21 protein-coding genes, 3 rRNA genes and 2 riboswitches are annotated in these 26,094 nt (G+C 39.2%); of the genes, 20 read left to right on the top strand and 4 right to left on the bottom strand.

Going from position 1 to position 26,094, the window contains the following annotated elements:
* Positions 1 to 75 precede the first annotated feature (75 nt).
* Both MHB44_RS20070 and MHB44_RS20065 read right to left on the bottom strand, forming a co-directional pair.
* Positions 76 to 903 (bottom strand): AraC family ligand binding domain-containing protein, encoded by an 828-nt coding sequence (locus MHB44_RS20070; protein WP_341300580.1) that lies wholly within the window; start codon positions 901 to 903, stop codon positions 76 to 78.
* 656 nt (positions 904 to 1,559) lie between these two features.
* The gene (locus MHB44_RS20065) at positions 1,560 to 2,201 is read right to left on the bottom strand and encodes a hypothetical protein (RefSeq protein ID WP_341300579.1); all 642 of its coding nucleotides are present in this window, start codon (positions 2,199 to 2,201) and stop codon (positions 1,560 to 1,562) included.
* 238 nt (positions 2,202 to 2,439) lie between these two features.
* Between MHB44_RS20065 and MHB44_RS20060 the strand changes: the two genes are divergently transcribed.
* From MHB44_RS20060 to MHB44_RS20025, 8 genes are all read left to right on the top strand, one after another.
* A complete protein-coding gene (locus MHB44_RS20060) occupies positions 2,440 to 3,426 on the top strand; it encodes a LacI family DNA-binding transcriptional regulator (protein ID WP_053995355.1) in 987 nt (328 codons plus the stop codon).
* Between the two features lie 116 nt (positions 3,427 to 3,542).
* Positions 3,543 to 4,817: a histidinol dehydrogenase gene (gene hisD, locus MHB44_RS20055; protein WP_341300578.1), complete on the top strand. Its 1,275-nt coding sequence runs from the start codon at positions 3,543 to 3,545 to the stop codon at positions 4,815 to 4,817.
* Positions 4,818 to 4,847: 30 nt separating this feature from the next.
* On the top strand, positions 4,848 to 6,170 hold the full coding sequence (locus tag MHB44_RS20050) for an SLC13 family permease (RefSeq protein WP_341300577.1): 1,323 nt from the start codon (positions 4,848 to 4,850) through the stop codon (positions 6,168 to 6,170).
* 155 nt (positions 6,171 to 6,325) lie between these two features.
* On the top strand, positions 6,326 to 7,273 hold the full coding sequence (locus MHB44_RS20045; protein ID WP_341300576.1) for a 3-hydroxyacyl-CoA dehydrogenase NAD-binding domain-containing protein: 948 nt from the start codon (positions 6,326 to 6,328) through the stop codon (positions 7,271 to 7,273).
* Positions 7,273 to 8,037: an SDR family NAD(P)-dependent oxidoreductase gene (locus MHB44_RS20040; RefSeq protein WP_341300575.1), complete on the top strand. Its 765-nt coding sequence runs from the start codon at positions 7,273 to 7,275 to the stop codon at positions 8,035 to 8,037. The genes MHB44_RS20045 and MHB44_RS20040 overlap by 1 nt, the downstream gene beginning before the upstream one ends.
* A gap of 26 nt (positions 8,038 to 8,063) precedes the next feature.
* Positions 8,064 to 8,828 carry a 3-hydroxybutyrate dehydrogenase gene (locus tag MHB44_RS20035; RefSeq protein ID WP_341300574.1) on the top strand — a complete coding sequence of 255 codons (765 nt, stop codon included), beginning with the start codon at positions 8,064 to 8,066 and terminating at the stop codon, positions 8,826 to 8,828.
* Positions 8,829 to 9,190: 362 nt separating this feature from the next.
* Positions 9,191 to 9,859, top strand: a complete 669-nt coding sequence (locus tag MHB44_RS20030; protein ID WP_341300573.1) for an MOSC domain-containing protein — start codon at positions 9,191 to 9,193, stop codon at positions 9,857 to 9,859.
* 373 nt (positions 9,860 to 10,232) lie between these two features.
* Positions 10,233 to 10,658: an SMI1/KNR4 family protein gene (locus MHB44_RS20025; RefSeq protein WP_341300572.1), complete on the top strand. Its 426-nt coding sequence runs from the start codon at positions 10,233 to 10,235 to the stop codon at positions 10,656 to 10,658.
* Positions 10,659 to 10,684: 26 nt separating this feature from the next.
* Here MHB44_RS20025 and MHB44_RS20020 read toward each other — a convergent pair whose 3' ends face one another.
* Together MHB44_RS20020 and MHB44_RS20015 are read right to left on the bottom strand one after the other, a co-directional pair.
* Positions 10,685 to 11,044: a hypothetical protein gene (locus MHB44_RS20020; protein ID WP_341300571.1), complete on the bottom strand. Its 360-nt coding sequence runs from the start codon at positions 11,042 to 11,044 to the stop codon at positions 10,685 to 10,687.
* A 5-nt stretch (positions 11,045 to 11,049) separates the two neighbouring features.
* On the bottom strand, positions 11,050 to 11,301 hold the full coding sequence (locus tag MHB44_RS20015) for a hypothetical protein (RefSeq protein ID WP_341300570.1): 252 nt from the start codon (positions 11,299 to 11,301) through the stop codon (positions 11,050 to 11,052).
* Between the two features lie 82 nt (positions 11,302 to 11,383).
* Here MHB44_RS20015 and MHB44_RS20010 point away from each other — a divergent pair, with 82 nt between their 5' ends.
* The 12 genes from MHB44_RS20010 to purS all read left to right on the top strand — a co-directional run bounded on the left by MHB44_RS20010 (position 11,384) and on the right by purS (position 26,092).
* Positions 11,384 to 12,220 carry a YwqG family protein gene (locus MHB44_RS20010; RefSeq protein ID WP_341300569.1) on the top strand — a complete coding sequence of 279 codons (837 nt, stop codon included), beginning with the start codon at positions 11,384 to 11,386 and terminating at the stop codon, positions 12,218 to 12,220.
* A gap of 199 nt (positions 12,221 to 12,419) precedes the next feature.
* A riboswitch (purine riboswitch) is annotated at positions 12,420 to 12,519 on the top strand.
* 111 nt (positions 12,520 to 12,630) lie between these two features.
* Entirely contained in the window at positions 12,631 to 13,962 is a 1,332-nt protein-coding gene (locus tag MHB44_RS20005; RefSeq protein WP_053995366.1) for an NCS2 family permease, read from the top strand.
* A 569-nt stretch (positions 13,963 to 14,531) separates the two neighbouring features.
* Positions 14,532 to 16,083 (top strand): 16S ribosomal RNA (locus MHB44_RS20000).
* Positions 16,084 to 16,364: 281 nt separating this feature from the next.
* Positions 16,365 to 19,293, top strand: a 23S ribosomal RNA gene (locus MHB44_RS19995).
* A 69-nt stretch (positions 19,294 to 19,362) separates the two neighbouring features.
* Positions 19,363 to 19,478 (top strand): 5S ribosomal RNA (gene rrf, locus MHB44_RS19990).
* The 16S, 23S and 5S rRNA genes sit together here, the layout of an rRNA operon.
* Before the next feature lie 1,693 nt (positions 19,479 to 21,171).
* Positions 21,172 to 21,429, top strand: a complete 258-nt coding sequence (locus MHB44_RS19985) for a hypothetical protein (RefSeq protein ID WP_341300568.1) — start codon at positions 21,172 to 21,174, stop codon at positions 21,427 to 21,429.
* Positions 21,430 to 21,520: 91 nt separating this feature from the next.
* Complete coding sequence (locus MHB44_RS19980; protein WP_341300567.1) at positions 21,521 to 21,715, top strand: NETI motif-containing protein; 195 nt, start codon at positions 21,521 to 21,523, stop codon at positions 21,713 to 21,715.
* A 92-nt stretch (positions 21,716 to 21,807) separates the two neighbouring features.
* A riboswitch (purine riboswitch) is annotated at positions 21,808 to 21,906 on the top strand.
* A gap of 211 nt (positions 21,907 to 22,117) precedes the next feature.
* A complete protein-coding gene (gene purE, locus MHB44_RS19975; protein WP_341300566.1) occupies positions 22,118 to 22,606 on the top strand; it encodes a 5-(carboxyamino)imidazole ribonucleotide mutase in 489 nt (162 codons plus the stop codon).
* Positions 22,603 to 23,727, top strand: coding sequence for a 5-(carboxyamino)imidazole ribonucleotide synthase (purK, locus tag MHB44_RS19970; RefSeq protein WP_341300565.1), 1,125 nt, complete (start codon positions 22,603 to 22,605; stop codon positions 23,725 to 23,727). The genes purE and purK overlap by 4 nt, the downstream gene beginning before the upstream one ends.
* A gap of 13 nt (positions 23,728 to 23,740) precedes the next feature.
* Positions 23,741 to 25,036, top strand: a complete 1,296-nt coding sequence (gene purB, locus MHB44_RS19965) for an adenylosuccinate lyase (RefSeq protein ID WP_341300564.1) — start codon at positions 23,741 to 23,743, stop codon at positions 25,034 to 25,036.
* Positions 25,037 to 25,130: 94 nt separating this feature from the next.
* Positions 25,131 to 25,841, top strand: a complete 711-nt coding sequence (purC, locus tag MHB44_RS19960; RefSeq protein ID WP_341300563.1) for a phosphoribosylaminoimidazolesuccinocarboxamide synthase — start codon at positions 25,131 to 25,133, stop codon at positions 25,839 to 25,841.
* A 2-nt stretch (positions 25,842 to 25,843) separates the two neighbouring features.
* Positions 25,844 to 26,092 carry a phosphoribosylformylglycinamidine synthase subunit PurS gene (gene purS, locus MHB44_RS19955; RefSeq protein ID WP_053995371.1) on the top strand — a complete coding sequence of 83 codons (249 nt, stop codon included), beginning with the start codon at positions 25,844 to 25,846 and terminating at the stop codon, positions 26,090 to 26,092.
* The last annotated feature ends 2 nt before the right edge of the window (positions 26,093 to 26,094 follow it).

The following is a 26,094-nucleotide window of genomic DNA, read 5'->3' as shown; positions in this document are numbered from 1 at the left end:
TCATCTCCTTGTCGTTTCATTTGTGAAATATTATGTTAGTAGCGGAAGGCTTTCGATTTATTTTGTTATGCTCATTCACATTACTTCTTTTGTTTCAAAACTTTTTAGATATTGTTTAGGGGTTAAACCAAATGTTCTTTTAAAAAATTTTGTAAAGTGGCTTTGGTCACTAAATCCTGTTAAAAAGCTAACGTCGATGGGTCGAATCCCTTTTTCTAAAAGTTTTTTTGCATGATTAATGCGAATTGTTTCCAGATAGCTATAGGGTGAAATGCCCTTTTGTTTAGTAAATGTCCTTAACAGATGATATTTACTCCATCCTGTTAATGCTCTTAACTCTTCCAGATTAATTGTTCGTTGATAGTTTTCCTCCAAGTAATTCGCTATTACCTCGATTTCTGGTGATATTTCTACTGTGTCTGACCGGATAGGGAGATCAGCATTTGTTTGAATCAGTTTTTCTATTAAATTTAAAAAAAGCTCCTCTTTCCTAAATTCCTTTTCCTGTTGCAGTATGGCCATATGTGACTCTCTAAGAATATCTACAATATCACTTTGAGATAGAACATTGTGTTGGAAGTATGGGGGTTGTGCAATTCCCTGAATTTCTACGATTAGTTTTTTCATGATTGTTGGGCTTATATTAAGACAACGGTAATCCAAGACTTTTCCATCGATCTGCTCACAGCTATGTATGTCATATGGATTGAATAGCAGTAAATCTCCAGGATGTATCGTGTAAGCTTCTCCCTGACAAATAAGATGACGTTTTCCTTTTTCGATATAACCTATCACGTAATACTCATGAAAATGAGGAGGGAATTTTTGCATAATGCCCTTAAATTGATATGCTTCTATACCTAAATTAGTATCTTGATAAACGATTCTAGTTTCACCTTTCATTTGATTGCCCCCTGCTCCATCAGTGATGATTCTCAAATAATAACATCTATCTTTTCTTTTTTCTTGTACGATATTGCGCGAATGCTGTTCATAGCTAAATAGTTTAATTACTTATCTCTGTTTGTGATCTTGGTGTGAACAGCTCCTTAGCTACTCTTGGTATTATTAAATAGCAGTATTGATTTTAAAAAGGTTTGGTTATATTTATAATAATGGTAAGCTTCAGATTGATTAAGTGAGGAAGAAATGTATACATGCGTATTACTAGTTTGCATCTGAAAAGTTTTAAGAGGTTTGAGAGTAAAGTTCTAAATTTTGAAGGCAATTTTTCCTTAATTGTTGGAGACAATGGACAGGAAAAACACGTAGATTAGAAGGTTTAAGTATAGGGGGAGCTGGAATTAAAAAATGATATTGAGTCTAGTGTATTAATGGATATATATAAGGATGGGAGATTTCATGCTAATTTTTAAGTTCAAATAATTTTGTCATCACCATAAGCGGTCTACAATGATAATTTGACCTTTCTATGCATGAAGTAAATTGTAACACTAGTGTATAAGAACACTAAATTTCTCTACATAGAAGCAAAAAACTTAGCAGCCCCTGTTGAAGGATGTTGCTAAGCTTTTATAGTATTTGAAGAAAAAATTAAGTTAAGTAGATGGGAGAAATTGATTTTTTATAAAGAAATGATGAATTTCTTGTGCAAATTCATGAGGATACGTAGAGTTTAGCTCATGTCCACCATTGTTTATTATTCGTAAAGTGGCATTATGTAATATAGTTGCTAATTGTTTGGCTGCCTTTAAATTGACTTTATCTTTTGAACCACAAATAATCATAGCTGGTAGGGTAATTACTTGTAATTGTTGTTGTAGATGTAAGTTTTTTATAGAATCCATTAGAGAGATGGCTTGCTTTTTTGTGATGCCTATCGTGTCAAACGTTTTCTTAGGCAGGCATTTAAAGACCATTGTTTGTATGCTTAACAAAAATTTGTTTGGCGCAAATTGGGGTGCGGAGACGATAAAGCCTTTTAACAGTGGTGAGCCTTGCACTGCTTGTTGTAACGTTAAAACGGCTCCCAGTGATAAACCACAAAGGATATAGGGTTCGTTTATTTTTCTTAAAAATAAAGAAAGCTGTTGATTTAAAACATCTAAATTAAGTTCATCACTATTATTAATTTCGTGAAATAATGGATATAATACAACATCTATTTCCTTAAGCTTCTCACAAACAGCGTGCCAAGACACTATGGTTTGTCCAAGCCCATGAAGCAGAATTAATTTCACTGCATAGTCTCCCCTTAGATACCATATTTTTCTTATAGTATAGCATAATTTGTTATGTGTATGCTGGCTTAACAGGTGTCTAAATGCCTGTTGGACTAAGAAAAAGGTCTGGGTAGGTTTTTGTGATTCGCTTTTATCAAATAATTAGAAATACGGCATACAGTTTTCCGAAAGTATTATTAGACAGTATAATACTGTTTTAAATTTAAACAATTTAGTATGAAAGGGTGGGGTGATTTTGACCCAAAAGGTTACAGCAAAAGATGTTGCAAAATTAGCAGGGGTTTCACAATCCTCTGTTTCAAGAGTATATTTTGAGGGGGCATCAGTATCCCAAAAAACAAGGGAGAAGGTATTGGAGGCAGCAAAGGAACTAGGCTATCGACCAAATGAATTTGCACGTAGTCTTATTACAAATCGAACCAAAATCATTGGATTAGTGATGAAAGGAGTACAGAACCCCTTTTATCCGGAAGTGTTAAAGCAATTTACCTCTGAATTTAAAAAAATAGGCTATAGTATTTTATTTGTTCATACCAATAATGATGAAATTCAAAAGGATGATATTGATATATTACTAAATTATCATGTAGCAGCTGTTATTATTACAGATGCCACGTTATCTTTAAATGCAATGGAGGAATTTAAAGATAATAAAATTCCTGTAGTTCTATTTAACCGAAAGATTGAGAAGAGTAGTTTTTACTCTGTGTGCTGTAATAATTTAAATGCAAGTGAGGCTATTGGCGAATTTCTAATTGCAGAAGGTTGCTCCACATTAGCTTATATTGCTGGTAATGCAAATACATCGACAAGTATAGAACGTGAAAAAGGGTTTACTACTATTCTAAAAAAACATCATATTCAATTAGAGAAATATTCATCTGACTACACCTATAAAGGCGGTTATGATATAGCAAATGAAATTATTGCAAAAAAACATTTACCAGATGGATTTTTTGTGGCAAATGATATTATGGCTTTAGGTGTGCTTGATGCTTTACGAGAAAATAATATTTCGATTCCATTTGATACAAAGGTCGTTGGATTTGACAATATTGAAATGGCTGCTTGGCCAACTTACAATTTAACAACTTGGGAACAACCAATAGATAAAATGATTGCAGAAACGATGGCTTATTTAATTAAGGAAATTGAGCATTATACTGGGTTTGCTAAAAATATTGAAATCGATGGAAAATTAATTGTTCGAAAAACAACATAAAAGGGGGTTGACTAACTGAAGGTTTTAGCATAACCTTCTCTATATAGATTTTTGCATACGTATGCAATTATTTCATTTTTTGAAAATATGAGATTTTCGGAAGGAGAATAAGAAAAATGCAAATTTTAAAAGCAGGGAAATCACAAGAAGAGGTAAGTGCAAATGATTATAAAGTGTCACAAATTGTGGCAGAGGCAATTAAAGATGTAGAAACCCGAGGCGATAAAGCCGTGCGTGAATTATCAGAAAAATTTGATAAGTGGTCACCTGAATCATTTCGTCTAACACAGGCACAAATAAATGAAATCGTTTCCAAGGTACCTGAGAATGTAATTAAGGATATTCAATTTGCTCAAAAAAATATTCGAGAATTTGCTGAGGCTCAGCTTGCTTCTTTGCATGATGTAGAAGTAGAGAATATTCCAGGAGTGATTCTAGGTCATAAAAATATTCCTGTGAATAGTGTAGGCTGCTATATTCCTGGTGGACGTTATCCAATGGTGGCTTCTGCTCATATGAGTGTTTTAACAGCGAAAGTAGCAGGTGTAAAACGAGTGATTGCTTGTACACCACCGATTAATGGAGAAATTCCTCATGCAACAATTGCAGCAATGTCATTAGCTGGGGCAGATGAAATTTATTTATTAGGTGGCATTCAAGCAATGGCTGCAATGGCGATTGGAACGGAAACAATCCAATCTGTCGATATGATTGTTGGACCGGGTAATGCATTCGTAGCAGAGGCGAAACGTCAGTTATATGGACGTGTGGGAATCGATTTATTTGCTGGTCCAACTGAAACATTGGTAGTGGCAGATCATACAGCCGATGCAGAAATGGTGGCAACAGATATTTTAGGACAAGGTGAGCATGGACCAACATCACCAGGAGCACTTATCACAACATCAAAAGAGTTAGCTGAGGAGACCGTAAAGGAAATTGAGCGTCAACTGGAAACATTACCAACTGCTGATGTTGCTAGAGTTTCATGGGAAGATTATGGTCAAATTTTATTAGTGGACTCTATTGAGGAAGCGTGCATTGAAGCGGATCGTTTGGCATTTGAGCATGTTGAAATTTTAACGGAAGATCCAGATTATTTCCTTGATAATATGACAAATTATGGATGTTTATTCTTAGGTCCAGAAACAAATGTAGCATATGGTGATAAAGTAATTGGTACAAATCATACTTTACCAACAAAAGGAGCTGCTCGTTATACAGGTGGTTTATGGGTAGGTAAGTTCATCAAAACAGTTACTTATCAAAAGGTTACACCAGAAGCAAGTGCCTATATAGGGGAGTATGCTGCACGTTTATGCCAATTAGAGAATTTTGCAGGTCATGCAGAACAAGCGCTACTTCGTGTAAGAAGATACAGTAAAAAGTAAAACATCGCTGAGAGGACTGGGGGAAGTAGAATGTTAGGCATGATCGGTTTATTTGGTGGATTGGCTTTGTTGATTTATTTGACAATGAAGGGGATGAACCTTCTGATTGCAGCACCGATAACAGCGATATTAGTTGGGATTTTAAATGGTTTGCCGTTATTTCCACAGCTAGCTGAAGAAGGTGCAGCCAACTTTTTAACGAACTATATGACAGGATTTACAGGCTTTATTGCATCTTGGTATTTAATGTTTTTAACAGGTGCAATATTTGGTAAAGTAATGGAGGATAGCGGAGCGGCTGATAGTGTATCGCAATGGATTGTAAATAAAATCGGTATGAAGCGAGCTGCTCTAGCAGTCGTGATTGCCTGTGCGGTATTAACATATGGCGGCGTTAGTTTATTTGTTGTAGCGTTTTCGGTCTATCCTATGGCACTGAGCCTGTTTAAACAGGCAGATTTGCCAAGACGCTTTATTCCAGCAGCTCTTGGCTTTGGTTCCACAACCTTTACAATGACTTCAGCAGGCTCACCAGAAATTCAAAACTGGATTCCCATTGAATTTTTAGGTACATCTCCATATGCGGGAGCAGAGGTCAGCTTTATCGTAGCAGTATTTATGATGGTATTTGGCTATTGGTGGTTAAAAAAGATGATTGCCAAAGCTGTAGCGAAGGGTGAACGCTTTGTTAGTAGAGAAACCGATCCTTCCGGTACGAATCGTACAGCATTACCAAATCCATTATTAAGTATGCTTCCATTATTAGTCGTATTGATTATTTCGTTTATTTTCCATGATTCGTTAGGCACTTCTGCGCTAATTATTGCGTTGACAGGCGGTATTATTTCGACATATATCATTAATCGAAAGTATTTCAAAAATATCGGTCAGGCTTTTGGAGAAGGGGCATTAGGCGCTGTTATTGCTATTGCTAATACAGCAGCGGTTGTAGGATTTGGTGGCGTAGTAAAAGCAACACCTGCCTTTGAAACAGCCGTAAACTTTATGACAGATATTCCTGGAAGCCCTCTTATTGGCGGCGCTTTAGCTGTTGCGGTAATTGCTGGTTTAACGGGTTCATCCTCAGGTGGACAAGCTATTGCTCTACCGTTATTAGCACCACACTATTTAGATTTAGGGGTTAATGCAGAGGCATTGCACAGAACAGTAGCTATTTCTTCAGGCTCACTTGATTCTCTACCTCAAGGTGGCTATGTTGTAACGACGATTCGTTCGATTGCAGGTGAAGCTCATAAAGATGCATATCCTGCGTTTGGTGCATTAACTGTAGTAGTTCCGCTTTTAGGCGTTATTTTAGCAGTTATTTTATTTTCTATGGGTATAGGCATTTAAGTAATTTAGGATAGAAGGCTGTCGGGAAAACAGGTGAACTCTGGCATTTCTCGGCAGCTATTTACACTTTTTTGACAGTGAATAATATCTAAAAATATTTGTTGGGCAAGTTGAAGTTTAGCTCAAGATTTCAAAAAAGAAAAGGGGTAATCAGTATGGAAACGATCTCAATTATTGGCTGTGGAACGATGGGGCATTCAATTGCATTATCAGCGGCTTGGGCAGGTATGCAAGTAAAGATGCACGGGATGAATCAGCAAGATATTCATAATGCAAAAAAAGGATTGCAGCAAAAAATAAATGTATTATGTGCTAATGATATGTTGAAGAAGGAGGAAGCTAATCATATTCAACAAAATATTATTTTATCTGATCAGCTAGATGAAGTGATTATGCATGCTACGTTTATTATTGAAGCAATTCCAGAAATTTTGGATTTAAAAAAGGATATATATCAAAAAATTGAAAGCGTTATCAACGAAAATGTTGTGATTGCAAGCAATACCTCGGGTTTTAAGCCTAGCTTATTGGCAGAGAATATGCAGCACCCAGAACGACTAATTGTTACCCACTTTTGGAACCCTGCACATTTAATTCCTTTAGTTGAAGTAGTGAAAGGAGAGCAGACAAATTTAGCAACAGTAGAACGTGCTATGCAAGTTATGAAGGCAATGCACAAGCATCCTATCCTACTTCATAAAGAAATACCGGGTTTTATAGGAAATCGACTTCAGTATGCGCTGTTTCGTGAGGCACAGTCGATTCTTGATGCAGGTGTAGCTACAAAAGAAGATATCGATGCAGCAGTTACGTATAGTATTGGAAGACGTCTACCAGTAACAGGTCCATTAATGACAGCAGATATGGGAGGTTTAGATGTATTCTCTGCTATTTCAAATTACTTATTTGAAGATTTAAGTACCGTATCACAATCAGGCACGGTGCTGACAAAGCTAGTGGATGAAGGAAAGCTTGGTGATAAAAGTGGTGAAGGCTTTTACACTTGGGATGCTGATTTTTCCGTACAGAAAAATACAGAACGTGAGCAAACATTAATTCATTTTTTGAAAAATGATGTAAAAATAAGAAAGGAGAAGGAATAATGACGAACTTCTTTTCTGAACTAGCGGGCAAAACTGTTATTGTGACAGGGGGAAACAAAGGGATTGGCAAAGATATTGCCTTAACATTTGCGAGATTGAATGCGAATGTTGTCATTGCTGGACGTGATCAAGCAAGCCTCGATGCAACACTGCAAGAGTTACAGGTTTTTAATGACAGATGCTTAGCTGTGCAAGGTGATTTAAGCCAAGTTACAAATACGAAATCATTAATAGAAAAGGCTGTCGCGGCATTTGAAACAATAGATATATTGGTGAATAATGCAGGTGTCAATATTGCTAAACCAGCTATGGAAGTAACAGAAGATGATTGGGATACGGTTTTAAATTTGAACTTAAAGTCAGCCTTTTTTACTAGCCAGGCAGCAGCAAAATATATGATAGCTCAAAAGAGCGGTAAAATCATTAATATTGCTTCGCAAATGGCGTTTGTAGGCTATTATAAACGTGCTGCTTACTGCTCTAGTAAAGGTGGTCTTGTGCAACTAACAAAAGCATTGGCAGTGGAGTGGGCTCAATGCGGTATAAAAGTAAATGCTGTGGCACCAACATTTATTGAAACAGAGTTAACAGAAAAAATGTTTACAGACCAAGCCTTTAAAACGGATGTAGAAAAGCGAATTTTATTGGGAGAGCTTGCACAGCCGCAAGATATTTCAGGAGCTGTCTTGTATTTAGCATCAAATTTGGCGAATTTTGTGACAGGCGAAACAATTAAAGTAGATGGTGGCTGGACAGCTATTTAATTTAGTAGGTGAGGAGAGATGTTGTTATGAAGGGGAAGGTTTTATTTATTACTGGAGCAGCGAGAGGCATTGGCTTGGATATTGCTAAGGCATTTGTTGAAGCTGGAGCATACGTTGTTATTTCCGATTTAACGCAAGAAGCAGTAGATAATGCAGTTGCTCAGTTACAGGGACAGGCTAAAGGAATTGTTTGTGATGTTACAAAGGAAGCGGACATTGAGCATGCTATTAAATTTACTGTAGCTACTTTTGGACGTCTCGATATTTTAATTAACAACGCAGGTATGCAGCACGTATCTATGATTGAGGATTTTCCTACAGAAAAATTTGAATTACTTGTAAAAATAATGTTAACTGCACCATTTATTGCAATGAAATATGCATTGCCACATATGAGAAATCAGCAATTTGGTCGAATTATTAATATGGCTTCGATTAATGGTGTTATTGGGTTTGCTGGAAAAGCAGCCTACAATTCAGCAAAGCATGGTGTAATCGGCTTAACAAAAGTCGCAGCTTTGGAAACTGCCACAGATTCAATTACTGTGAATGCAATTTGTCCAGGATATGTGGATACCGCACTTGTTAGAAATCAATTTGAAGATTTAGCCAAAACACGTCATATTAAAGTCGAACAAGTGCTAGCAGAAGTATTATACCCCCTTGTTCCACAAAAAAGATTACTGGATGTAAAGGAAATTACAGATTTAGCTCTTTATTTAGCGAGTGATTCTGCTAAAGGTATGACTGGTCAGGCAATTATTTTAGATGGTGGCTATACAGCACAATAAAAGTAATATGTAATACTGAAAAGAAAAAAGCTGTATTTGTGTTGTAGTAGAGTTTGCAGTATAGATGCAGTGAATTCTATTTGCGTCTATCCTTTTATTTTGGATACAGCTTTTTATCTTAAAATTAAGTAGGAGTTATTTAAAATACTTTAGTGAGGACAAGACGATTGGAATTAGCAATTTCAAGCCATACTCTAGCACTATATCATACATAGGCACTAATATTTTGGAGTCTTTAATTTAAGGCAACAACATCTATCTGAACTTAGCAATAAGAGGTTGTTACATAAAAAAATAACTGATAAAGTGCTAATTATAGTAAACTAAGTGCAGGCTACAAGGCTTGGATGAGGGGGATACATATGGAAAAAAATATAGCAACAATTCATACACTTGCTGTTGGTATGCCACAGGAGCTCCATTATGGCAATGGACGTACAGTAATAACAGGAATTAAAAAGCAGGCTGTACCTGAGGTTTATTTAGCAGCATGTGGCTTTGAGGGAGATGATGTGGCAGATAAAAAGCATCATGGTGGTCCAGATCGTGCTGTTTGTTTATATCCAGCAGAGCATTATCCTCAGTGGGAGCAGGAGCTTGGGAAAACATTGCCAGTAGCAGCATTTGGTGAGAACTTAACTGTAACCAATATGACCGAAGCGGATATTTGTATTGGTGATATTTATAAAATCGGTGAAACAGTGATTCAAATCACTCAGGGACGTGTGCCGTGTAGCACGATTGATAAATATACAGAGGCAAATATTTTATTGAAGCGTTTAATTGAAACAGGTTATACAGGATTTCTTGCACGTGTACTGGAAGAAGGAACAATATATGCGGATTCACCAATTGAGCTTATCGAAAAAGATCCTGCGCGTATTTCAGTGTTACATTGTAATGAAGTGTATTTCCAAAATAAAGATGCTGAGGCAATGCAGCGAATTTTAGCTGTAGATGCACTAGCGGATGAATGGAAACAAAAATTAGCTAAAAGAATTCAAGTATTACAAAGCCGAGTAGCAAAATAAAACAAGCCTTAGAAACAAGAATTAATAACCTGAATTATTATGTGAAATGCTTATGGAGTGTTTGTTAATGGTTCAGGTTTATTTTTATATCTGAAAATCTCCGTTTAGTAAGGACTTAAAAAGAGCTGATAGCAAAGAGTATGTGGGAAGAAATTGTAGAGATAGAAGGCAAATTTACACTATCAGAGGATGTAATGGCAAACAGGTAAAAGGCTTTATTAATTAATAGATTATCCATCAAAAATAATGAGGAAACAATCTACCCATTATATTTTGTAGTGGATGATGAATATTAATTTTGATACATGTTTACAAGGCCATCTAGCAGCGCTTGCTATATAGTAAAATAAGAGATTGTATTTTGGAGGTATAAATGGCTAAAAAACATGAGACAGAATTTTGCTGCAAAGAATGGGTAATTGAGTTGTATTCTCCAGCAACTGTAGAGGATATTCAAAAAGTTGAACAAAAGCTGCAAATGGTGTTGCCAAAAGTATATAAAGAGCTTTTGTATATATCTAACGGTGTGCTTGGTAATTTAGCAAAGGTATATTCAACAGATGAGCTAATTGAAATGAATAAAGCTTATGAAGTGCAAGATTATGCGCCTAATTTTATTTCTATTGGTAATGATCATGGTGGTTATCATCTTTTAATGGAGGCTGAAGAAGAGGCAGTTCATTTCCAATTGGTAAGTGATGGATATGGTGTTCCTAGCGAAAATGATGTAACCGATAATTTTCTTTTGTGGTTGAATAGTAATGAAGGGAACCCTTGGAGAAATGAAAAGGGGCTATAGGGAGAATGGTTTTGCTCTATAGCCCGCTATTCTTCTCTTAAGGCCCTATCCATTTCCAATTGCAATTCTTTTTCAATTTCCTGCATGGCTATTATTTTGTTGTCTAAATATTCCAATGTACATTGCTCTTCATCACAATAAATTTGCAGCCTTGCTCCAGCCGTTATTAAGTCTGCTAATAGCTGTCTAAAACGAGCTGTATGGTCGATGTTTAGTAGATCATCTACAAGATCATAGGCATACAAATTATGATGGATAACATAATTTTTGTTTTCAATATTGCTTTTAATAATAGTAATTGGTAGCGCATTGTTAAATTTTCGAATAAGGGTAATGTATTTTACAATATTTGTGTCGCCATCGATTTTGATTTGTACGATACTCATCTGCTTCAACTCCTTATATAAAGGATTTTGTCGTTATGTAGAGAGAGGTCAATTTCGATTAGTTTTTTGATTTGAAGAAAACGGCTGTCTATCTCAGCAATTTCAATTCTTGCACCATATATTGTATAGGCCATAAAATAAGCTGAACCTTCAAAAAAACATTCTCCAGCATTGTCATACATAGGTTGTAATATTTCATAGGTAATTTCCTGTATATCTTCAAATGGTAGGTTGAAAAACGCTGCAATTTCTTTCATGATCCATTCCTCCTTTCACTTGATTTTAGCATATATGCTAAACTGAAATTATATAAAAGGTTTGCCATAAAAAGGAGTGAGAATGATGCGAGAAAGCTGGCGTAAACAAGCGATTGCAGATCTATTAAATGAATATCATTTAGCAGGAGAGAACGAACTGGAAGCAATTTTACTAGAGCATGCCCAAGTTTCGTTACAGTTTACTCTTGTGGATAAGGAAAATTATAAGCAGGTTGGCAGTAGCCGTATAGCTGGATGTCCTGATTTACCACAGTCTATCGAATGGCCCTGTACTGAGGATGGAGAAGCTTATACTTTTCTTGCACAAATTAATTTAAGTGAATTGCCATTTTTACCTTCAGATCATTGGCCATCATCAGGGATGCTTTATTTCTTTTTAGGTATGGATGAACCCGCCTATGATGTCGATCATCAAGTTATTTATTATAATGGGGATTTAACAAATTTAGCTTTAACAAAGTTGCCAGAAGGGGTAGAAGAAGTCAATGCTGTTGAGCGTGGTTTCGTTTCTTATCAAATTATATGGCAACCTCACTTATCATTGCCTGATGTAGGAGAAGATTTGTATGCGCTGTTTGAGGAGTATGAGGATATTTATACAGAAATATGTGGTGTTAGTGACGCGCTTGCTGGAGGGCTGCAAACCTGGGCTGGAGAAACACAGCTTGACGCTTATTTATGTCGAAATGGGATGAGTGAACGATTATTTAAGTATCAGGAGCATACGGATCATCATCGACAAGCAGCAAAAAGTTGGCAAATGCTATTCTCATTATCCTCTTTAAGTGATGTGAATATGTGTTGGTGGGATGCTGGATATTTGGAGTTTTTAATTGATATTAAAGATTTAAAGGAAAATCGTTTTAATAATACGTATCTTAATTTAGCAACAAGTTAATAGGCAGGGCGTGTCAGGAAAGTTATTTTGTGACACGCCCTTTTTTCGTATTTTTCTCAAACAAGAGGAATGTTTATAGAGGAGGTTAGGCAAATTTATTATTAAAATAAAAAAAGTTTTTTACGAACTTTGTGGTGAAAAAATCAAATAATGTTCGGAAATAAGTTGAAAAATGAAAAGTGAGGTGATATATTATTGAATGTAAATTAAATAATGTCGTCGTATAATAGCGGGAATAGGCTCGCAAGTTTCTACCAAATCACCGTAATGATTTGACTACGATGTAAGTAAATTTGTATTGTACGCTCATACATAATACTTTATTCGTAGGCATGTCAGTTGGAGACATGTCTTTTTAATTGCTTTTATTTCTTATAATTATAGACGACTATATGGGGGAACAATTCACAATGAAAAAGTATTTCGAGTTTGATAAACTTGGAACGAATTATCGAAGAGAGATTCTTGGAGGATTCACAACATTTTTAGCGATGGCTTATATCCTAGTCGTTAACCCATTAACATTAACGCTTGCAGATGTAGCTGATTTACCAGAGGCACTTCGCATGAACTACGGGGCAGTATTTGTAGCGACAGCAGTTGCGGCAGCTATCGGTTCGTTTATTATGGGGATATTGGCGAAATATCCGTTAGCGTTAGCGCCAGGGCTTGGTTTAAACGCATTTTTTGCTTACACAGTTATTTTAACAAATGGCAGCCCATGGCAACATGCATTAGCAGCGGTATTTGTATCAGGTGTATTTTTCCTCATTTTAACGTTAACAGGCTTACGTGAAAAATTAATTAACGCCATTCCAATGGAGCTAAAATTAGCTGTTGGTGCGGGTATTGGTTTATTTATCGCATTTATTGGTTTAAAAAATGCAGGCATTGTTATAGCAAATCCTGCAACATTTGTAGGTGTTGGTAATTTAACAGACCCAGAAGTATTATTGGCGATTTTTGGTATTATTATTACAGTTATTTTCTTAGTTCGTGGTGTAAAGGCTGGCGTATTTTTAGGGATGGCAATCACTGCGATAGCGGGTATGATTTTCGGTTTAGTTGATTTACCAGAGAAAGTTTTTGCAATGCCTCCATCAATTGAGCCAACATTCGGTGCGTTATTCTCAGCATTTGGTGATGCAGAATTCTATACATTATCAATGCTATCAGTTATCTTAACGTTCTTGTTTGTTGATTTCTTTGATAACGCAGGTACATTAATGGCTGTCGCAAACCAAGCAGGCTTCGTTAAAGATAATAAATTACCGCGTGCAGGAAGAGCATTGATTTCTGACTCAATTGCAACAATCGTAGGTTCTATTTTCGGTACATCAACAATTACTTCATTTGTTGAATCTTCATCTGGTGTGGCAGCAGGTGCTCGTACAGGCTTTGCTTCAATTGTAACAGGTATATTGTTCTTACTATCTTTATTCTTTTTACCATTACTAAGTGTTGTTACATCAGCAGTAACAGCTCCAGCTTTAATCGTTGTAGGTGTATTGATGGTTGCCTCACTAGGGAAAATTGATTGGGAGAAGTTTGAGGTAGCTGTACCCGCCTTCTTCACAATGTTAATGATGCCATTAACATTTTCTATTGCAACAGGTGTCGCAATTGGTTTTGTATTTTACCCATTAACGATGGTTGTTAAAGGTCGTGCAAAAGATGTTCATCCGATTATGTATGTATTCGGTTTAATTTTCCTATTGTATCTTGCAACAGCAACACATTAGATAATGATATAAAGCTATTCGGCGAGAAATCGTTTGAATAGCTTTTTTGATAGATGAGTGATTTAATTTGCGTTCAATAGGCAATAATTTATCTGTACGGAAATCGGAATGACAGGTACAGATAAATCACTCACTTTAAATAGACGACAAGAAATAGCTTCTAAAGTTCTTTATTTGTATAAGCTGATTTATAAAATATTTGCTGAAGCAAGCAAGAATTCGATAAGAGAAATAATTTACTTTTATATAGGAAGAAACTCAGTTTTATAGTAAAAGTTAAAATCTGAATATTTTTTCTTTAAATAAATGCTTGCAATTTGAAGTACTCTAGGTGTATATTAATAAACGTTGTTGCGAAACAAAAAATTAAAAGTTATTGACAAATAAAAATAACTATTTTATAATTTAAAACAATCGCTTAAGAAAATGACATTCATGAACCTTGAAAACTGAACAAGCAAAACGTAATCAATCAAGTTTTAAGTAGCTAGCTTCGGCTAGTGAACAAAACAAAAATTTTGGACATCAAAATTGATGCCAGCAAAACAATTTGAGCAAATCAAATTTCTTTTATGGAGAGTTTGATCCTGGCTCAGGACGAACGCTGGCGGCGTGCCTAATACATGCAAGTCGAGCGAACAGAGAAGGAGCTTGCTCCTTCGACGTTAGCGGCGGACGGGTGAGTAACACGTGGGCAACCTACCCTATAGTTTGGGATAACTCCGGGAAACCGGGGCTAATACCGAATAATCTCTTATGCTTCATGGTAAAAGACTAAAAGACGGTTTCGGCTGTCGCTATAGGATGGGCCCGCGGCGCATTAGCTAGTTGGTGAGGTAATGGCTCACCAAGGCGACGATGCGTAGCCGACCTGAGAGGGTGATCGGCCACACTGGGACTGAGACACGGCCCAGACTCCTACGGGAGGCAGCAGTAGGGAATCTTCCACAATGGGCGAAAGCCTGATGGAGCAACGCCGCGTGAGTGAAGAAGGTTTTCGGATCGTAAAACTCTGTTGTAAGGGAAGAACAAGTACAGTAGTAACTGGCTGTACCTTGACGGTACCTTATTAGAAAGCCACGGCTAACTACGTGCCAGCAGCCGCGGTAATACGTAGGTGGCAAGCGTTGTCCGGAATTATTGGGCGTAAAGCGCGCGCAGGCGGTCCTTTAAGTCTGATGTGAAAGCCCACGGCTCAACCGTGGAGGGTCATTGGAAACTGGGGGACTTGAGTGCAGAAGAGGAAAGTGGAATTCCAAGTGTAGCGGTGAAATGCGTAGAGATTTGGAGGAACACCAGTGGCGAAGGCGACTTTCTGGTCTGTAACTGACGCTGAGGCGCGAAAGCGTGGGGAGCAAACAGGATTAGATACCCTGGTAGTCCACGCCGTAAACGATGAGTGCTAAGTGTTAGGGGGTTTCCGCCCCTTAGTGCTGCAGCTAACGCATTAAGCACTCCGCCTGGGGAGTACGGTCGCAAGACTGAAACTCAAAGGAATTGACGGGGGCCCGCACAAGCGGTGGAGCATGTGGTTTAATTCGAAGCAACGCGAAGAACCTTACCAGGTCTTGACATCCCGTTGACCACTGTAGAGATATAGTTTCCCCTTCGGGGGCAACGGTGACAGGTGGTGCATGGTTGTCGTCAGCTCGTGTCGTGAGATGTTGGGTTAAGTCCCGCAACGAGCGCAACCCTTGATCTTAGTTGCCATCATTTAGTTGGGCACTCTAAGGTGACTGCCGGTGACAAACCGGAGGAAGGTGGGGATGACGTCAAATCATCATGCCCCTTATGACCTGGGCTACACACGTGCTACAATGGACGATACAAACGGTTGCCAACTCGCGAGAGGGAGCTAATCCGATAAAGTCGTTCTCAGTTCGGATTGTAGGCTGCAACTCGCCTACATGAAGCCGGAATCGCTAGTAATCGCGGATCAGCATGCCGCGGTGAATACGTTCCCGGGCCTTGTACACACCGCCCGTCACACCACGAGAGTTTGTAACACCCGAAGTCGGTGAGGTAACCTTTTGGAGCCAGCCGCCGAAGGTGGGATAGATGATTGGGGTGAAGTCGTAACAAGGTAGCCGTATCGGAAGGTGCGGCTGGATCACCTCCTTTCTAAGGATATTTACGGAAGGTTTCATCGAGGATGAAACAATGATTACGTTTTGCGTTCAGTTTTGAAGGTTCATTCTTTCTGAATGAAACACTTCATATATGTGCTCCTGTCGCTACGCTTTCGTCGCAAAGCTGCGAAGAAGTAGAAGCAGGCAGTAGCTTTGTTCTTTGAAAACTGGATAAAACGACATTGAAATTGTAACAAGCTGTTTTTGTGCGAAAGCGCAGCGACAGCAACAAACACATTTATTTTTTAAGTTTTTTTATAGGCTTAATAACTTGGTTAAGTTATTAAGGGCGCACGGCGAATGCCTTGGCACTAGGAGCCGATGAAGGACGGCACTAACACCGATATGCTTCGGGGAGCTGTAAGTGAGCTTTGATCCGGAGATTTCCGAATGGGGGAACCCACTACGTTTAATCGCGTAGGATCTTGACGTGAATTCATAGCGTCTTGAAGGCAGACCCAGGGAACTGAAACATCTAAGTACCTGGAGGAAGAGAAAGAAAAATCGATTCCCTGAGTAGCGGCGAGCGAAACGGGAAGAGCCCAAACCAAGAGGCTTGCCTCTTGGGGTTGTAGGACACTCTATACGGAGTTACAAAAGAGCGAGTTAGATGAAGCGACTTGGAAAGGTCCGCCAGAGCAGGTAACAGCCCTGTAGTCGAAAGTTCGTTCTCTCCAGAGTGGATCCTGAGTACGGCGGAACACGTGAAATTCCGTCGGAATCCGGGAGGACCATCTCCCAAGGCTAAATACTACCTAGTGACCGATAGTGAACCAGTACCGTGAGGGAAAGGTGAAAAGCACCCCGGAAGGGGAGTGAAAGAGATCCTGAAACCGTGTGCCTACAAGTAGTTAGAGCCCGTTAATGGGTGATAGCGTGCCTTTTGTAGAATGAACCGGCGAGTTACGATTACGTGCAAGGTTAAGCTGTAGAAGGCGGAGCCGCAGCGAAAGCGAGTCTGAATAGGGCGAAATAGTACGTGGTCGTAGACCCGAAACCAGGTGATCTACCCATGTCCAGGGTGAAGGTAAGGTAACACTTACTGGAGGCCCGAACCCACGCACGTTGAAAAGTGCGGGGATGAGGTGTGGGTAGCGGAGAAATTCCAATCGAACCTGGAGATAGCTGGTTCTCTCCGAAATAGCTTTAGGGCTAGCCTCGTGATGAGAATACTGGAGGTAGAGCACTGTTTGGACGAGGGGGCCATCCCGGTTTACCGAATTCAGACAAACTCCGAATGCCAGATATTTATACACGGGAGTCAGACTGCGAGTGATAAGATCCGTAGTCAAAAGGGAAACAGCCCAGACCACCAGCTAAGGTCCCCAAGTAATCGTTAAGTGGAAAAGGATGTGGCGTTGCACAGACAACCAGGATGTTGGCTTAGAAGCAGCCATCATTTAAAGAGTGCGTAATAGCTCACTGGTCGAGTGACGCTGCGCCGAAAATGTATCGGGGCTAAACGATTCACCGAAGCTGTGGATTGACATCTACGATGTCAGTGGTAGGAGAGCGTTCTAAGGGCGTTGAAGTCAGACCGGAAGGACTGGTGGAGCGCTTAGAAGTGAGAATGCCGGTATGAGTAGCGAAAGACGGGTGAGAATCCCGTCCACCGTATGACTAAGGTTTCCTGAGGAAGGCTCGTCCGCTCAGGGTTAGTCGGGACCTAAGCCGAGGCCGATAGGCGTAGGCGATGGACAACAGGTTGATATTCCTGTACCACCTCCTCACCGTTTGAGAAATGGGGGGACGCAGGAGGATAGGGTAAGCGCGCTGTTGGATATGCGCGTCCAAGCAGATAGGCGTGTGTGTAGGCAAATCCGCACACTGTAACGCCAAGCTGTGATGGCGAGTCCGTATGGACGAAGTTCCTGATTTCACACTGCCAAGAAAAGCCTCTATCGAGGTGAGAGGTGCCCGTACCGCAAACCGACACAGGTAGTCGAGGAGAGAATCCTAAGGTGTGCGAGAGAACTCTCGTTAAGGAACTCGGCAAAATGACCCCGTAACTTCGGGAGAAGGGGTGCTCTGATAGGGTGAAAGCCCGAGAGAGCCGCAGTGAATAGGCCCAGGCGACTGTTTAGCAAAAACACAGGTCTCTGCAAAACCGTAAGGTGACGTATAGGGGCTGACGCCTGCCCGGTGCTGGAAGGTTAAGAGGAGTGGTTAGCGCAAGCGAAGCTGCGAATTGAAGCCCCAGTAAACGGCGGCCGTAACTATAACGGTCCTAAGGTAGCGAAATTCCTTGTCGGGTAAGTTCCGACCCGCACGAAAGGCGTAACGATCTGGGCACTGTCTCAACGAGAGACTCGGTGAAATTATAGTACCTGTGAAGATGCAGGTTACCCGCGACAGGACGGAAAGACCCCGTGGAGCTTTACTGTAGCCTGATATTGAATTTTGGTACAACTTGTACAGGATAGGTAGGAGCCAGAGATCTCGGAGCGCCAGCTTCGAAGGAGGCGTCGGTGGGATACTACCCTGGTTGTATTGAAATTCTAACCCATGCCCCTAAGCGGGGCAGGAGACAGTGTCAGGCGGACAGTTTGACTGGGGCGGTCGCCTCCTAAAAGGTAACGGAGGCGCCCAAAGGTTCCCTCAGAATGGTTGGAAATCATTCGTAGAGTGTAAAGGCACAAGGGAGCTTGACTGCGAGACCTACAAGTCGAGCAGGGTCGAAAGACGGGCTTAGTGATCCGGTGGTTCCGCATGGAAGGGCCATCGCTCAACGGATAAAAGCTACCCCGGGGATAACAGGCTTATCTCCCCCAAGAGTCCACATCGACGGGGAGGTTTGGCACCTCGATGTCGGCTCATCGCATCCTGGGGCTGTAGTCGGTCCCAAGGGTTGGGCTGTTCGCCCATTAAAGCGGTACGCGAGCTGGGTTCAGAACGTCGTGAGACAGTTCGGTCCCTATCCGTCGTGGGCGTAGGAAATTTGAGAGGAGCTGTCCTTAGTACGAGAGGACCGGGATGGACACACCGCTGGTGTACCAGTTGTCTTGCCAAAGGCATCGCTGGGTAGCTATGTGTGGACGGGATAAGTGCTGAAAGCATCTAAGCATGAAGCCCCCCTCAAGATGAGATTTCCCATTACGCAAGTAAGTAAGATCCCTCAAAGACGATGAGGTAGATAGGTTCGAGGTGGAAGTGTGGCGACACATGGAGCTGACGAATACTAATCGATCGAGGACTTAACCAAAATGTTTAAACTATTCAATGCATCGTTTATCCAGTTTTGAAAGAATAACCCTTTCAACAATATACAAAGTCTAGTGATAATGGCAAAGAGGTCACACCCGTTCCCATCCCGAACACGGAAGTTAAGCTCTTTCGCGCCGATGGTAGTTGGGGGCTTCCCCCTGCGAGAGTAGGACATCGCTAGGCAATTAAAAAGTCATGGATTTATTCCATGGCTTTTTTTGTGCAAATAAAATAATTTTATCCTTTAAAATAGCAGATCTATAGTATTTTTTGTAATAACGAGCCTGAAAAAGCATCTTCGATTGAATTCAGGGTTGGCTACCTAAACTTCAATTAGAAGGTGCTTTTTTATGAGGATAAGAGTGAGTTATCTATATGCAATAAAAATGAAGGCCATAGAAATACGATGAGCAGGTATACCTATGAAACAGATTTATACGGCATAGAACACAAGTGGAAACATGGAATTCTTGATTAAAAATAGAAAAATTCAACGTATGGGTAAACAATATACGGTTTCATAAGGGTCCGGCATATGAGAGTGAACGAACAAAATTAGAAGAAGAAAATCATTATTTAACACAACAAATTAAGGACTTAAAAAGTACCTTGAGTTGGAGAAGTAGCTGTACAATTAGTCAAGGTACTTCGAGAAGGATATGTGTAAAGGATAAGTATTCATACTTAGGAATTGTATGAACTACGGAAATAGGCATTTACTGATGGAAGGTCTCGTCAGGCAATAGGGTAGCCACCGTACTAATTATCTCTGCCGTGCACATAAATTTTGGTACGGTTATCGAAAAAATATTGCACTCTTATACCAAGAAATATGCATGAATCATAAGGCTATACAACGCATCATGTAAACTATGGTTGGCAATATTGAGTGAAAGGGAAACAAAGTAAACAAACTGGACAACCTCACTATACCGCAGCTAATTTATTTAATCGTGATTTTGAAGCAACTGTGCCTTTACAGAAGCTTGTTACCGACATTACATACTTGCCTTTTGGTTAGGAATAGTTATATCTTTCAAGTATTCAAGACTTATATAAGGGTATAGATCATTGCTTATTCAATTGGAGGAGGATTGAGATATGGATTTCGTGAGGGATGTATGTTGTTGCAGATAACCAAGGCTCAGTGTACACAGCTTATCGTTACAACAAGCTGTAAAAAGGAAAATGCATTGCTATGAGTATGTTCCCGAAAAAGTACATCAGCTGATAATACCACATTTCATTCTACATGAAAGTCTGAAACGTTCTACTTTAACAGTTTGTTCTACAACGGCCATCGTAAAGCAAACTGTCAAAGACTATGTAAATTATTATAACTATATCCGAATAAAAATGGAGCTAACCAATCAGTCACCAGTTCAGTACCGATAACGGCTTTTTCATCCCTGTCTTATATAGGAGGGTCAGTCCTTAGCGAAACGGGTGTTTTTTTCTTAGACAGCTTATGTATGATTGGAAAATTTTTACTAAATTGTATGTTTATCAATTCTTGGAGGCGATCAGCCATATACGACAACTGTTTTAAACTAAGTTCATTGAAAGTTGTGAATGTTTTAGGGTTTCTAGTTGGCTTATTTAAGATTTTCATGAATCATTTATCATACTGTTAAAAAGATTGACTTTAGAATGCTGCATTTATTTTTAACATCTGTATTAGCTCTCTGTTTATAGTATGAATAGACGGGCCAAATCTGTTTTTATCAGTAAAAGTTAACATACTTTATGTTCCATTATCACTATTCTTATGGAAGTGAGGCATCATTATTTCTAAGATAGTAACACAAATAAACAAAATGTTACAATTATATATAACAGATACCACTAAATAGGGTTTGATAATGGAGGATTAAAAATGAGATATCATATATTTACTACTATATCAATTTTATGTCTACTATTAATCATCTTTATGTTCGGTTATGATTCAACAAAATGGTATGGCTCTTTTTTTAAATTTCTTTATGGTCTAAGTGTATTTGTCCCATTTATTTTAAGTATGATTGGTATTATCAGTGCATTATTTGGGGTTAAAGGTGATTTTCGTAAAATACTTGTTATATTGCATATATTTCTATTCCTAATTTTGCTAGGTATTTATTTTATGGCTTGACGAACATTGCTAGCTTTTTTTCAAGGAACTAACGGTATAATGGAAGTCAAGCGATTAAGATTTAAAATATCGTATTGAGAGGAAGACAAAATTGGGGAAAAAACAAATTTGGTATGAAGTCCAAGAACACGAGTCTATTGATGACTGTTTAGCAAGAATGCGTGAAGACGGCTATATAGCTGTGGGTCGGAAAGAAGAGCCCCTCTTTCAGCTAGTAAATGGTGAACCGACATATTTGCGACAAAAAATTCAATTTAAAGCGATGTTTGTGCAAGATAGAGAGTGAATATGAATAAAATACGAATATTTTTTTGATACCATTAAAAAATGTTCGTATTTCGAATTGACGACAAGGATATCCCTTGTTAAAATGTGAGAAGGAAAAACAAATAAGTCCCACATATATGCTAGAGAATTGGCTCTAGTGTCTCTACCCGGCACCGTAAATGCTGGACTATGCGGGAAAGCACTTTTGGTATGTTGCAAGAAGATCAATGTATAGCTTTGTACATGGATTATATTCTTGTCCTCATAAGTCCTCAAGTAAGCTGCTTTCACCTGTATAGTAGAGAGTAGTTTAGTTGAGGGCTTTTTTGTTAAAAAAGAGAAGAATGGCAAGAGCAATTATAGAATAGTAGCTTGCACAAGAATCGATCATTTTTCTATCGTTTAAAAGGAGCGACAATTTATGAATCCGAAAATCGGTGTCATTATGGGGAGTTCAAGTGACTGGGAAACAATGAAACATGCATGTGATATCTTAGATGAATTACAAGTACCTTATGAAAAAAAGGTAGTATCGGCACATCGTACGCCTGATTTAATGTTTGAGTATGCTGAAACAGCACGTGAGCGAGGTATACAAGTGATTATTGCTGGAGCAGGTGGGGCTGCACATTTACCCGGTATGGCGGCAGCGAAAACAACATTGCCAGTCATCGGTGTACCTGTGCAATCACGTGCATTAAATGGACTTGATTCATTATTATCTATTGTTCAAATGCCTGGTGGTGTACCTGTAGCAACTGTAGCGATTGGCAAAGCAGGAGCCACAAATGCAGGATTACTTGCAGCGCAAATTTTGTCAACAACTGATACAGGGCTTGCTACTACATTAGATGCTAGACGTGAGGCAACAAAGCAGCAAGTGTTAGAAAGCTCAGGTGACTTAGTGTGACGAAGATTATTTACCCTGGACAAACGTTAGGGATTATCGGTGGAGGTCAGCTTGGTCGAATGATGGCAATTGCTGCAAAGGAGTCGGGCTTTAAAATTGCTGTGCTTGAACCAGCAATGGACTCGCCATGTGGACAAGTAGCAGATATTCGTATTGTGGCATCTTATGATGATGAAGCTGCATTAGAAGAACTTGCAGAAGTTAGCGATGTGATCACATATGAATTTGAAAATATTGATTATGATGGCTTAAAGCGTTTATCGCAAATTGCATATGTTCCTCAGGGAGCTGAATTGGTACGCATTACGCAAGACCGCATCACAGAAAAAGAAGCGATAGGGAAGGCTGGTTGTCCAGTAGCACCTTATATTGTTGCAAAAACTTATGATGAACTAGTAGCCAATATTGATACGATTGGGTATCCTTGTATAGTCAAAACAGCAAGAGGTGGTTACGATGGCAAGGGGCAGCAGCTTTTAAAATCAGCAGAAGACCTCCCTTTCGCGAAAGAGCTATTTAGTCATTCACAATGTATTGCCGAAGCGTTTATACCTTTTGTAAAAGAGGTATCGGTTATTGTTCAAAGGAATGGTCATGGTGAATCATATTGTCAGCCTGTTGGAGAGAATATTCATGTGCATCATATTTTACATGAAACCATTGTACCTGCACGTATCACACAACAAACAGCTCAAACGGCAGAACGTGAAGCTTTAAAAATTGCAGATTACTTGCACCTAGTAGGCACGTTGGCAGTCGAGATGTTTGTATTAGAGGATGGTCGCATTATTATTAATGAATTAGCACCAAGACCTCATAATTCTGGTCACTATTCAATAGAAGCGTGTAATGTTTCACAATTCCATCAGCATATTCGTGCGGTTTGTGGTTGGCCATTACGTAAGCCACAGCTTTGGGCACCATCTATTATGGTCAATGTATTAGGGCAGCATGTCGTGCCATTAAGTAACTCAATTGCTAAATATCCTGACTGGTCTATCCATCTTTATGGGAAAGCTGAAGCTAAGGTCAACCGTAAGATGGGCCATGTAACGATTATGACAAAAAACATAGAGGAAACACTACAGCAAATCGAGAGTTCTGGCATTTGGTCGGAATAGAAGGAGACACGCGATGATTGAACGTTATACAAGACCCGAAATGGGCGCAATTTGGACAGAGCAAAATAAATACCAGGCTTGGCTTGAGGTTGAAATTTTAGCATGTGAGGCTTGGGCAGAATTAGGCGATATTCCAAAAGAGGACGTTGCTAAAATTCGCGAAAATGCTTCATTTGATGTAAATCGTATTTTAGAGATTGAGCAAGAAACACGTCATGATGTTGTAGCCTTTACCCGTGCCGTTTCTGAAACACTTGGGGAAGAACGTAAATGGGTGCATTATGGTTTAACTTCTACAGATGTAGTAGACACAGCGCTTTCCTATTTAATCAAACAAGCAAATGATATTTTACGCAAAGATATCGTGAGTTTCATTGAAATTATTGCTGCAAAGGCAAAGGAACATAAACACACAGTAATGATGGGGCGTACACATGGTGTGCATGCAGAGCCAACAACTTTTGGTTTAAAGCTTGGTTTATGGTATGAGGAAATGAAACGTAATCTTGAGCGCTTCGAGGCTGCTGCAAAAGTAATTGAAACAGGGAAAATGTCTGGAGCTGTTGGTACATATGCCAATATTGATCCTCGTGTTGAGCAGTATGTATGCGATAAATTAGGCCTTGCAGCATCGCCAATTTCAACACAGACTTTACAGCGTGATCGTCATGCACAATATTTAGGGGCATTGGCTTTAATCGCTACATCCATCGAAAAATTTGCAACAGAAGTTCGAGGCTTACAGAAATCTGAAACACGTGAAGTAGAGGAAGCTTTTGCAAAGGGCCAAAAAGGGTCATCAGCGATGCCGCATAAACGTAATCCAATCGGCTCTGAAAATATGGTTGGTATGTCACGTTTAATGCGTGGCTATATGGTAACAGCGTATGAAAATGTCGCTTTATGGCATGAGCGTGATATTTCACATTCATCTGCAGAGCGTGTAATTTTACCTGATGCAACAATAACACTTAATTATATGTTAAATCGATTCGGTAATATTGTGAAAAACTTAACAGTATTCCCTGATAATATGAAACGTAATATGGATCGCACATTTGGTCTTATTTATTCTCAACGTATTTTACTCGCATTGATTGATAAAGGCTTAGTACGTGAAGAAGCGTATGATACCGTACAGCCTTTAGCAATGCAGGCGTGGGACGAACAAGTTCAGTTCCGTACATTGGTCGATGCAAGTGAAAAAATTACATCCTATTTAACAAAAGAAGAGCTGGATAAGTGCTTTGACTACAACTATCATTTACAGCATGTGGATATGATTTTTGAACGATTAGGACTTAACTAATATTGATTAAATGTTTCAGAGTTGGATCGTGAGGGCACGGTTCAATTCTGAACATTACTACAGGCGTATCTCATAATATCAGGGGGAAAACGACATGACGAAAGGTCAACTTTTGTATGAAGGTAAAGCAAAAAAATTGTACACAACAGAGGAGCCAGATGTGCTACTTGTTGAATACAAGGATAGTGCAACAGCATTTAATGGTGAAAAAAAAGAGGAAATTGAAGGCAAAGGTATTTTAAATAATCGTATCACTTCATTAATTTTCGAAAAATTACAAGCTAACGGAATTGCGTCACATTTCGTAAAACAACTGTCAGACACACAGCAGCTTGTGAAAAAAGTAGAAATTATTCCGATTGAAGTAGTTGTTCGTAATATAGCAGCGGGAAGTTTAGCCAATCGTCTTGGCTTTGATGAGGGGACACCTTTAAAACGGCCTATCGTCGAATTTTATTATAAAGACGATGCCCTAGGGGACCCGTTTATTACAACAGAGCATATTGACATACTAGAGCTTGCAACACCTGCTGAAGTAACTGCCATTTATGATGGAGCATTAGCTGTTAATAAAGTTTTACAGCCAATTTTTGAAGAAGTCAATGTCACACTGATTGATTTTAAACTAGAGTTTGGTCGTGATACAGATGGCACTGTATTATTAGCGGATGAAATTTCGCCAGATACATGCCGACTTTGGGATGCAGCAACGAAGCAAAAGTTAGACAAAGATGTTTTTCGTCGAGACCTTGGTAATTTAACTGAAGTTTATACTATTATACTATCTAGACTCGGAGGCAAATAACAATGAAAAAAGTAAAAATCTATGTAACATTACGTGAGAGCATTCTTGATCCACAAGGTTCAGCAGTACAAAGCTCTTTAGCAAAGATAGGCTATGATGAGGTAGCTGATTTACGTATTGGTAAATATCTTGAACTAACATTAAATGACACAGAACGAGATATTGATAGTCTAATCAAAGAAATGTGTGACAAAGTTTTAACGAATGTTGTTATCGAAGACTACCGTTACGAAATCGAGGAGGCTAATTAATC

It is taken from the genome of Lysinibacillus sp. FSL H8-0500 (assembly GCF_038051955.1).
In the GTDB taxonomy this organism is placed as follows: Bacteria; Bacillota; Bacilli; order Bacillales_A; family Planococcaceae; genus Lysinibacillus; species Lysinibacillus macroides.
Note: the sequence above shows the minus strand (reverse complement) of the source record. Positions and strands in the feature narration are given on the sequence as shown.